General features: G+C 40.9%; 10 protein-coding genes. 3 read left to right on the forward strand and 7 right to left on the reverse strand.

Annotated features, from left to right (window positions below; genetic code table 11):
- From JCM9140_RS20645 to JCM9140_RS20655, 3 genes are all read right to left on the reverse strand, one after another.
- Positions 1 to 851 (reverse strand): hypothetical protein (locus JCM9140_RS20645; protein WP_034751154.1); only part of this gene is annotated, 851 nt, incomplete at its 3' end.
- Between the two features lie 140 nt (positions 852 to 991).
- On the reverse strand, positions 992 to 1726 hold the full coding sequence (locus JCM9140_RS20650) for a hypothetical protein (protein WP_034751157.1): 735 nt from the start codon (positions 1724 to 1726) through the stop codon (positions 992 to 994).
- Between the two features lie 175 nt (positions 1727 to 1901).
- Positions 1902 to 2666, reverse strand: coding sequence for a tyrosine-protein phosphatase (locus JCM9140_RS20655; RefSeq protein WP_034751160.1), 765 nt, complete (start codon positions 2664 to 2666; stop codon positions 1902 to 1904).
- A 226-nt stretch (positions 2667 to 2892) separates the two neighbouring features.
- On the opposite strand from JCM9140_RS20655, the gene JCM9140_RS20660 reads away from it, so the two are divergent.
- On the forward strand, positions 2893 to 3804 hold the full coding sequence (locus tag JCM9140_RS20660; RefSeq protein ID WP_034751163.1) for an LCP family glycopolymer transferase: 912 nt from the start codon (positions 2893 to 2895) through the stop codon (positions 3802 to 3804).
- A gap of 184 nt (positions 3805 to 3988) precedes the next feature.
- Here JCM9140_RS20660 and JCM9140_RS25530 read toward each other — a convergent pair whose 3' ends face one another.
- The 4 genes from JCM9140_RS25530 to JCM9140_RS20675 form a co-directional block, all read right to left on the reverse strand.
- The gene (locus JCM9140_RS25530; RefSeq protein ID WP_488193384.1) at positions 3989 to 4078 is read right to left on the reverse strand and encodes a hypothetical protein; all 90 of its coding nucleotides are present in this window, start codon (positions 4076 to 4078) and stop codon (positions 3989 to 3991) included.
- An 11-nt stretch (positions 4079 to 4089) separates the two neighbouring features.
- Complete coding sequence (locus JCM9140_RS22850; RefSeq protein ID WP_206777500.1) at positions 4090 to 5517, reverse strand: S-layer homology domain-containing protein; 1428 nt, start codon at positions 5515 to 5517, stop codon at positions 4090 to 4092.
- Between the two features lie 96 nt (positions 5518 to 5613).
- Positions 5614 to 6303 (reverse strand): DUF4956 domain-containing protein, encoded by a 690-nt coding sequence (locus JCM9140_RS20670; protein ID WP_034751165.1) that lies wholly within the window; start codon positions 6301 to 6303, stop codon positions 5614 to 5616.
- Between the two features lie 10 nt (positions 6304 to 6313).
- On the reverse strand, positions 6314 to 7072 hold the full coding sequence (locus JCM9140_RS20675; protein WP_052002444.1) for a polyphosphate polymerase domain-containing protein: 759 nt from the start codon (positions 7070 to 7072) through the stop codon (positions 6314 to 6316).
- A gap of 203 nt (positions 7073 to 7275) precedes the next feature.
- Here JCM9140_RS20675 and JCM9140_RS22855 point away from each other — a divergent pair, with 203 nt between their 5' ends.
- Positions 7276 to 9828 carry a CotH kinase family protein gene (locus tag JCM9140_RS22855; RefSeq protein ID WP_052002446.1) on the forward strand — a complete coding sequence of 851 codons (2553 nt, stop codon included), beginning with the start codon at positions 7276 to 7278 and terminating at the stop codon, positions 9826 to 9828.
- 5 nt (positions 9829 to 9833) lie between these two features.
- A complete protein-coding gene (locus tag JCM9140_RS20685; RefSeq protein WP_034751168.1) occupies positions 9834 to 10295 on the forward strand; it encodes a hypothetical protein in 462 nt (153 codons plus the stop codon).
- Positions 10296 to 10575: the final 280 nt, after the last annotated feature.

The following is a 10575-nucleotide window of genomic DNA, read 5'->3' on the forward strand; positions in this document are numbered from 1 at the left end:
CCAGCGCTTCCTCCACCGCCGCCAGTGCTTCCTCCACCGCCGCCAGTGCTTTCATCTTCGTCTTTAACTGGTAAGTTTACTTGAACCGATGCGAATACAGCGTTCCAATTTACATCTCCCGCATTTACCTTACTTCTTGCATTTTGGATAATTGTTTTGGAGTTACTATCAAGTTTCTCATAAACAGTCCCAATAGCATTCGCAATGTCTGAAATCGTGCTGCTTTCATTTAGAATACGGATCTCATCCAGAGATTCGTATAACGCATCTGCCATCGCTTGCCTTAAACTTGCATTGTTCATGTTAAGTTGTTTGTCTAATTCCTTTTGCATATCAACTACAATGTCTAAAATCCCTATACCGATATGCTTTTTAAGAATACCGTCAACGTCTTTGTTATCTTGTCTGATTGCTTCCTCAGCGATCCCACCTATAAAGTTATAATATCCCTCTGCAATGATTTCTGCTTCAATTTCTTCTTTGGTCATATCATCTAGAACATCTTCTGCTGCGTTCATGAACGTCACAAAAAATGAAATCAAATCATCAGTCGACAATTCTCCTTCAAATAAAGTATTAAAAGCCTCACGATTGTCTGATCTAAATGCATTCAGGTCATTTTCAAGCTGATCAGCAGTCGTACTTAAGCCGATTTTTGCAAAGCTCGTAGCAATGTTGATCGCTTCACCTTGACCTAGTTTTTCATCAATAATTTGAATTAATTCTGCCACCTCTTCAGCTTGTACGACAGCGGAACCGACTAATGGTAGTGCTGATGCCATTGGCTGAACTACAAGGACAGTAGCCAGCATAACGCCTGCTACTTTCTTACTAAATGAATACTTTTTCAATACTATTCACTCCTACTATGTCTTTTTTTATTTAAATCTATTATTACGATTGTACTATATAACAAATATACTAGATTGACCCTTGTTTGGCAATATCATTCTCCTATACCATTTTCAAGCATAACATTGGTTCTATAGTACTAGAATCCAGCTTTAGATTCTAGTGATTGTCTTCTAGCTGCTTTTCTTTGTTCATACGTACTCCGAAATTCTTTTAAAGCGTTTTGACTGTGGCCATTCTGTTTTAATTCCTTTTGCATCTGTGCATAGTGCTCTTCAAAAGCCGCATCTGCTTCTGCTTCTATCGTTCGACCCTTTTTTACGTAATAGTCTTTATCGATATGATTTAAACCGTTAAAAAAAACATCATTTTCAGCTTCTCCTACTAAATTGTCCACCTTCCAGTTAACTTGGAATTCGAGCTGTTGAAACGTTTGGACATATTCCCTACTAATTTCTGAAAGGTTTTTCTGTTCACCTGTATGTCTCTGTTCACCAGAACTTGTATGTTCTCTTGCGGACTCATTTCCTTCTTGAAACTGAGTAGCTTCTTTTTTTGTCTCATCTAATGGACTCTTTTTTTCGTTAGAAGACGAATGTTGCTCTTTCTTTCCGTTATGTTGAAATTCTTCGTTCGCTTCACCTGTATCCGACACCGTTACTTCTTGGTCTTGATCCAATTGTTCAACACCCGATCCAACCATTTCCTCAGCTCCAACCTGACCTAGCTCTATTTCTAACTGAGCACTCCCATCTTCAGCATGTACTCGTTCTTGCTGAGACTGATCTACACGTTGTTGAAACGAGATGTTTCCAACAACGATCAAGATGATAACGACTCCTAGAATCGTTCCTATTAACCAGATTTTTTTCACTTACCTGTTCCCTCCCTTTCCCTATCTTATTACAACAGTGGCCTTAAATCCTAGTCCGTGTACAGGCGCGCCGAAACACAAGCCATAGCAGTCCCCAAAGATCTAAAAGGGCAATCTTTGTTCCTATCTTTCTGATACTTCTCTGCAATTGATCACCTTCAAGATTTTATTCATTTTAGAAGATCCCCAAAAACTTCTTCATTCGAATTCTAGCAGGGGGTTCCACAAAGACTGTTTGATCGTTTACAAGGATTTCTGCATTTTCTTGAAAATAATAAACCAGGTTGAGGTCGAACGCTTCCTCAATCGTTTGGAAGGCTTGTTGCAGTTCGTTTGGTCTCGTTGAAGCATTATGAGCATCTGAGGCTATAAAATGCACGAGGTGGTGGTCCACTAATTGATGAGCGAAATTTTTTATTTTTTTCCCGAAACGCCCTGTCATGCTTGATGCTGTTACTTGAGCAAGAACTCCTTGTTCAACCAAGTCAAACAGCTTATCAGGTCGCTCCAATATGGCACGATTGCGCTCTGGATGAGCAATCACAGGTTGTATTCCTGTTAATTTCATTTCATAGAATAATCGCGATGCATAGCTTGGAACATGGTCCGATGGAAATTCAACCAATACGTAGTTTGATTGATTCAATGTAAGGATTTCATTTTTTTGATAATCATCCAAGATCTCACCATATAGGCGAACCTCTTGTCCTGGTAGAATGGTGAGGTCGATTTGTTGTTCTTTAAGCACTTCATTAAATCGCCTTACCTCTTCGATAATGGTTGTTTTCGTATTTTCATAACGTCCGTTTTTATGATGTGGTGTCGCAATCATCATTCGAATGCCTTGCTCCTCTGCAGATTTTGCCATTTCAATCGATTGCCTAGCAGACTGAGAACCGTCATCAACCATTGAAAGGATATGACTATGAATATCAATCATTGCGCTACACCTTCTTATTTTTTTGGTTTTTATTCGCCACATTTAATCTACCATAAAACTGGAGATTTTCCGAGTCTTTTTAGATAGATCTTATCAACTATTATGTTTTTTTCGTAATTGTTCGTCTAGCAGGAAAACTTTGATTGGCATTTCCATAGAGAGGTTTACACGGTATACTTCTTTATAAGATTTAAAATTTTTAAAAATTGAGAGAGGCGTTTTCCTCATGAAAAAACCATTTGTTTTATTATCGCTTTTCCTGGGGCTTGTTTTCGTCGTTATCGTAGCATATAGCCTTTATTTTTATTTTCATGTTCGTGAAACAGCCGACGAGATTCACGAGCCTTTAGGAAGGGAGCAATCAACTAAGCGCGAGGTTCAAGTTGACGTTGATCAACAAGAGCCACTTTCCTTCCTAATTGCAGGCGTTGATACGAGGGGAGATGAACATTCAGGGCGTTCGGATACGATTATTGTGATGACGGTCAACCCAAGAGAAGAGTCTGTAAAAATGCTAAGTATTCCGCGCGATACGCGAACGACGATTGTTGGAAGAAACACGGAAGATAAAATTAACCACGCCTATGCATTTGGTGGAATTCAAATGACAATTGACACGGTAGAGGAGTTTCTCAATATTCCAATCGATCATTATATGAGCATTAATATGGAAGGATTCAAACTTATTATTGATGCTCTTGGTGGCATTTCAATTACAAATGATTTGTTAGAGTTCCATCAAGACGGCTTCCACTTCCCTAAAGGAGAACTTGAATTAAGTGGAGAAGAAGCATTGGCTTACTCTCGGATGAGGAAAGAAGATCCGCGTGGTGATTTTGGTCGAAATGAACGACAACGGCAAGTCGTTGAAGCCGTCATACAAGAAGGTGCTCACATACGTTCTATTACGAGGGCAGGTTCCATTTTAGATGCTGTTGGAGCATCTATTAAGACAGATCTTTCCTTAGAATCCATGTGGAAGATCCAATCAAATTATAAGGAAGCTCGCCATCATGTGGAACAAATGGAGCTGACTGGGAACGGAAGAATCATTGAAGGCATTTATTATTTGCTTTTACCTGATGAAGAAATAGCACGCGTACGTAGAGAGTTGCGAGTTCATTTGGAATTAGAATAACGGATAAAGGAGGTGCGCGTAAAAGGTCTGAACTCGACTTTTACGCACACCCCCTTTGCTTATTTCTGCGAGGCATAGGCCTTCTATTTGCTTAAATAATCATTTCTATCGGGAAGATCAACGACCACGGTTTCAAACTAGATAAGTTCACGGTAAAAGCGAACACAAGCTCCGCCTTTTGCAATCAGTTCCCTGTTGCATCTTCAACATGAAGCGGCAATTGTTCAAGGTTACTATTTTTCTCAGAGCCGTTACGAATTAAGATTTGTACCATTCTATTCGGGCCTAACCCCTTAACTCAAAGTTCAGCATGATTTCGTCAAGGATGTGTTGGTTTTCCTCATAGAAATATGGTGGCATTTCCGCGCTAAAATGGTATGTGACTCCATCTTCTACTAACACCATGTGATAGCTAACAGAACCATATTGTTCTGTTTCAAAGAAATAAGCTCTTTTTCCATTATTTAAAGTAATCGGCTCATAGTAGTCGGGAAGTGCTTGTTCTTCCTCCCTGGCAAAAACCGTTACGTACGTGTTGAACTCTTCGTGTAGCCAGATTCCATCTGCCGATTCGCTGCTTGATGACCAGTGACTAGGAAAATTGACACGATAGCCGAATTTGGCGTTCTCGTATGTTTGCCAACTCGATCGATCAATGGCATAAAACTGTTTGTCAACGTCATGATAGCGAAGAAAGACTTCAGACACCTGCTCTGAATATTGATCATTCCTCACATGATTTCGCGTAAATCCTAATTCATATTCACCGACACGGTAAATCGTATGAATTTGTCCTAGTTCGATATCTTGACGATCAGGCTGTCCTAATGCATTGATTAAATCTGTTAATGTTAAATAGCCTTGATCATACACCCAAATATAGTTGACATTCCCGCTTGGGTTCAGCCCTATAAAATAGCCTTCTTCAAAGTATTGCACATACGTTAATCCATAAGTATAAGGGCTTCCGAGGGACTGTACTACATCTGCAAAACTTGCATTCAAATGCGTATTAATATGAGGCAATTTACCTGCCACTGCATGCTCATGCAGTGCTAGAACTGCACGTTCTGCCTCTGATATTGGGAATTCATCCGGCTTGAACGTCTCTTCTAATTGCCTCGCCAAAAACACAGAAAATTGAGCTCTTGTTGTTGGTAGGCTTGCACGAAACGTCGTATCCGTAGCATATCCCGTCGTAATGCGGTTGGCCGCTAATGCTTGAATCGCACTGTATGCCCAGTGATCGGATTTAATATCTCGAAATTGCCGATCCCATTCTCCAGATAGATCAAAGGCACGCTTTAAGATAACGGCCATTTGTCCTCTCGATAAGGTTTCTCCAGGTCGGAAATTTCCACCGCTTCCTGACATTAAGCCTTCATCGGCTACAGTCGCCACGACATCGTATGCGTGAAATTTTGCGCTAATATCATGAAAGCCAGGATCGGGGCGATTTTCAGTATTTAAATTTAACGCACGAACTAGCATGGCTGCAGCCTGTGTTCTCGTAATCGATTCACTCGGTCGAAATTCCCCGTCCGGGAATCCGGAAATCACGTCTTGCCCGTTCAAGAATTCTATTTCTTCCTTTGCCCAAAAATCTCTTGCTACATCTGTGAATGTCACTTGGGCATAACCATTCTGAGTAGAGAGTAGGACGATAATAACTGCGGTCGATAGCATAATTCTAAACTGTACGTTTTTCAACAATGGCACCTCCTTGATTGAAAGAGAAGTCAGACCCCTCTTCACTGCACGAAAGAAAAAAGTACATCACATTATGTTAGTGATGCACTTCTTCCGGGATTAATATGTTTTAGACGGCATAATAATGGAAACTTTTAAGTTTGCGTTATGCTCACGAATCGCATCCATGACCACTTTATCTGTGATGCCTTCTTTTAACGTAATCGTATACGTAAGCTGATACATCGTTCCAAGGCTTGTTGTTTCTACTTGCAATAGTTTATAGTCTTGTAAGTATTGGTCAAACAACTCATCGAACACATCTTCGTAGTGCAAATTCTCTGGAATCGTCACTTTGAGCGTCTTTTCGTCCTCGTCTTTTCTACCATAATCAACAGCGAACAAAATGTAAATTAAAATCGACAGTGTTACAGCAAACAAGACTGCAAGGGTGTAAAATCCAAGTCCACAAGCAATACCTGCAGCCATTCCGAAGAAGATAAACGCAATATCTTTCGGATCACTCATGGCACTTCTAAATCGAATGATTGAAAAAGCACCAACAAGACCAAATGCAACAGCTATGTTGTTCCCAATCACAATCATAATGACAGATACAACAACTGACATGATAATAATCGTATGAATAAACGATTGCGAGTACTGACCTTTCTTATGCGTAATCCGATAAACCCACGTAATTAATAAACTCAAAAGAAAACTCAGGATAATAGCAGCAAATGATTCAATCACCGCTGCTCGTGTTGTATGATCTGCAAAAAATTGAAGTTCTTCAAACAATTGGCTCATCTTACTCTCCTCAAGCAAAAATAGTTACTTTATCATTTTTCGTTACGGCTTCTGTCCGCACATTTTCCATTAAGTCTATACTTGTACAAAATTTAGAAACACTTTTCTTCGGACATTCGAACTCACTAAGAAGACGAGTTAACCAAAGAGGAACACTATGCGTAACTTTCACTTCCATAATAACAAGATTTGGGTCGACAAAATGCTTTCCTACTGGACCATCTTCTACACGTAAATTATCATCACGGCACATTAAGTTGAAATCAAATGTTACCCGTAAGTCATCTTCATACAATCCATGAAACGCCTGTCGATCGTAGCTGACGATGATACGTGGAACTAAATCATACAAACCTTTGAACGCCTGGACTTCTTTTAATATTTGCGGGTTTGAGAGGTCATACCCATTCATGTAATCTGTCGTCCCGTTATCAATGTAATGATAGGCATCGCGTAAGTTAATCTTTGTCCGTCTTTTGTTGACAACATTGTTGTATTTTTGCTTCACTTCTAAAAAGGCTGGACCGTCAAGCGTAGCATCCTCGTACACTCTTAGACGAAGCTTTTGTCTGAAACGCAATTTGTTCCGTGTTTCATAATATATTTTTTTATCTGGTGAATCAAAATAGAGACTGACAATGTTGTAACGGCCTTGCTGACCAAACTTGTCATATCGCATTCTCTCCATTAAATAGGGTACTAATTGTTCGTACACATCAAATGGAATTAAATACTTCACTTCATATCGACTGAAAATTTCAAGTGCCAAGACCAATCACCACCTTAAAATTATATTGGACTTAACCTTTACAAAGTCTTTATAATGTAACTATTGCTTTTTATACTTTCTTAACATAATTAGTAGTATAACACTGGTTGTTTTCAGCTGTCATTACAAATATGCATATAGTTTATTGGAAGAAAAATGATAAACCATAGCGAGCGCTAGAGTTTTATACAGGAGGATTCGACGTGAAGCAACAACTTTTCAAGAATTTATTATGGCTTATTCCTATTATTGCCCTAGTTTGGGGATTTGGATTTCTATTTGCCGATGACCAAAAATTGGTATTTGAAGATCCAGCTTTCGAACAAGCGATTCGTACGGAATTACAATTAGAAGATGGGGATATTCGCAAAGATATGTTAAATAGAGTAGAACAGCTCTCTATTCCTAATAATGGAATTCGCTCCATTGAAGGAATTCAAGCTTTCGAAAGTTTAGTGTCCTTGGATGCTTCAGGAAATCAGATTACTGACTTACAACCGTTAGCTCGAATGAATCGCATTGAATCTTTACAAGTAAGAGACAATCAAGTCGAAAACCTTGAGGCGCTATCGAGCTTACGTGCTTTAACAAGTCTAGACGTTCGAGGCAATAACGTTGCGACACTTGAACCGATTGAAGAACTAACCAACTTGCAATCGTTAAATATTCGTGAGAACAACATCGAGTCCTTGCAACCTCTTCAGAATATGACCGTACTTAGAGACTTAAATGCACGCTACAACAACATTGACTCGGTAGGCGTTTTGACACAGTTGTCAGAGTTACGGGAACGTCTTTATTTAGAAGGCAATCCGATTCAGGACTGGATCGTTCTTTCAGATCTATACGACCAAATTAAAGACAAAGATTTTGCCCGACCTGAACATCAGCTTGTCTTTTCTGACGAAGGTGGCTTGTATGAGCAGGCAATTGATGTAGCGATTTCAACACTTGGTGAGGCAGAAGGAGTGATTCGATACACAACGGACGGCTCCGAACCAGATGAGAGCTCAGACATCTACTCTGCTCCCCTTCACCTCGAAGAGAACACCGTCGTTCGTGCTCGTTTTTATGCAGAAGGAATCGAACAAAGTGCACAGGTGACCCACTCGTACTTAATCGGAGTCGACACGACCTTGCCGATCGTTTCCATCTCCACTGCACCGGCGAACCTTTATGATCGTGAAATTGGGATCTATGTACCAGGAATTTACTACAACCCTGAGGCGCCAAACCCTGAACATACGGGAAACTTTGCTCAAAGTGGAACCGAATGGGAACGCCCGATTCACCTGGAATTTTTTGAAGAAAATGGCGAGCGCGTTTTGTCTCAAGGTGCTGGCATTCGCATGCATGGTGGAGCTTCACGGACTGTACCGCGTAAATCGTTCCGACTTTATGCAAGAAGTGATTACGGGGAAAATCGTTTCCGTTATCCTTTCTTTGAAGAGGATACTCGTGAGGAATACAATCGTTTGCTTCTGCGCAATTCAGGAAATGATTGGAATAACACATTATTCCGTGATGCCATGCTTCAAGAACTCATTAGGGACTTTGATGTAGAAACACAGCTTTACCGCCCTTCTACTCTGTTTGTAAATGGGGAATATTGGGGAATTTACAATCTAAGAGAGCGTTTTGACAATCATTACTATGAAATCAAACATGGCGTTGACCCGCAAAACCTTGATTTCTTAGAAAACGATGCCGTCATTAGAGAAGGAACAAATGATGATTATTTGGCACTTTTAGCTTATATGGAGGAAAATGGAGCAGCTTCAGCTGAAGCTTATGAGTTTATCTCTAGTCAAGTTGACATGAATAACTTTATTGATTATCAAATTGCTCAAATTTTTGTTCGAAACACAGACTGGCCTGGGAATAATATTCGCTATTGGCGCGAACGCCCAGACGGCAAGTGGCGCTGGTCTGTCTTTGACCTTGATTTTGGTTTTGATTTGCCAGCTGCTGCCGGAACGGTCGCCCATGATACGTTTGCGTTTGCAACAGCGCGCGGCGGGACAAGCTGGCCAAATCCAGACTGGTCGACATTCATGCTCCGGACATTGCTTGAAAATGAGACGTTTAGTGAGACGTTCCTTACTCGCTTTGCTCATTATTTAAATACGAATTTTGAAGCAGATCATGTGATTCAGACGATAGATGAAATGGCTGCTGTCATTGCACCTGAAATGGAGCAACATATTGAACGTTGGGAAGCCCCGGAATCAATTGAGGATTGGGAGCAAGAAGTGGAGACGATGAGACAATTTGCGCAAATGCGTCCACACATTGTTCAAGGACAGCTTATGCATCATTTTGACGTTCGCGGATTAGGTGATCTGACAATTGACTCTGTTCATCAAGATATAGATTGGACCATCGCGGGTCGAACCGCGAACGAGCTTGCTTCCGGTTGGACAGGTGCTTATTTTACAGACGCTCCGATTGATTTTTCTTTTGCTATAGATGAACCGATTGATATCGAGTCAAGCGATTTGGATGTAGCCGCGATTAGTGAAGAGGGAGAACTTCTTCTTCTTGAAGAAGGAACTGCATCTGTACGCTTTAGCAGTCCAGAACATGGAACATTGCTTGAACTATCGGTGACGGTCACACACATGGACCAAGAAGAAGTAATCCTCGAGACAGGTCAAACGATTTCCCTTACAAGTGAAGAGGCCGTTCACTGGGAAACAAGTGATGCTGAGATCGTCTCTGTTGAACAAAACGGAACGATCAAGCTAACGATGTAGGCCATGTGATTATTACAGGACATGACCAATCCGGTACCGTTGTGAAGGTCGCCTCTGTTACGAGTAAAACGGTTGCTCGAACAGCTTCTTACTATAATGCCGATGACATGATCTTTACGTACGATGGTCTTTGGCAACAAAGCACATTGGCTGATCATCGCGAGAACTTAGCTAGCTTTTCAGACGATACAGAAGCAACTGTCTCCTTTACGTTTGAAGGCACTGGCTTCAGATGGATTGGCTACCGTGGCCGAACGCAGGGGATTGCAGATGTTTTCATCAATGGTGAACACGTAGCAGAAGTTGACACTTATGACTCCGAAGCTGCGTTCCAACAGACACTTTATGAAGTTTCAGGTCTTAACAAAGGTGAACATACCGTCACGATCTCAGTCAAAGGCACGAGCCGTCCTGAAGCAGAAAATCAACGAATTCATGTGGACGGTATTGAAGTGATTAATAACTAATGCAAAGAACCAACTTATCTCTTTAGGTAAGTTGGTTTTTTTTCGTAAAGATTGGTGTATGGAATATCGTTGTTGCTCGAAGTGAAATGGAGCGGAAGCCACTCGACTCCTGCGGGAAATAGAGGTAGGCCACTGAAAAAGTGCTCGTTTATTCGGAATTGGAAAAGTAGCTTCGGCCTCGCTCCCGGGATGGGGGGAACGATAGAAATTCCCAGAGAAAACAAGGTCTAATGACTTGGCGGTATTTCCGACTAGTGAACTCTGATGTGGAAGGTGAACC

Source organism: Halalkalibacter wakoensis JCM 9140, from assembly GCF_000513095.1.
Classification (GTDB): Bacteria; Bacillota; Bacilli; order Bacillales; family Bacillaceae_D; genus Halalkalibacter; species Halalkalibacter wakoensis.